This is a genomic window from Pseudomonas sp. Larv2_ips (assembly GCF_963879675.1).
GTDB lineage: Bacteria > Pseudomonadota > Gammaproteobacteria > Pseudomonadales > Pseudomonadaceae > Aquipseudomonas.
Map to the genome: position 1 here is coordinate 1 of NZ_CAWOAW010000036.1, position 271 is coordinate 271.

Genomic DNA, 271 nt, shown 5'->3' on the forward strand with positions numbered 1-271 from the left:
CAGCGAGCGAATCAAGCCAGGCGAAGCGCTGCACATCGGTATGGACTTCAACGTCATGAAAATGGCCGCTGTCGTCTATGTCGTGCGTAACGATCTGCCGATGGCCCTGGATGAGTTTCACGGTGTTCGGGACACGCCGGAGATGATCGGGAAGATCCAGGCACGTTTCCCTGGGCACTCGGTGGCGGTCTACCCCGACGCCAGTGGGCAGAACACCAGCAGCAAAAACGCGAGCGAGTCCGACTTGTCGCTGTTGAAGAAAGCAAAATTC

Annotated in this window: 1 pseudogene; it reads left to right on the forward strand. The window is 57.6% G+C overall.

Features of this window, described 5'->3' with window-relative positions:
• A pseudogene (locus AACV02_RS28540) lies at positions 1-271 on the forward strand (terminase); the annotation flags it as partial.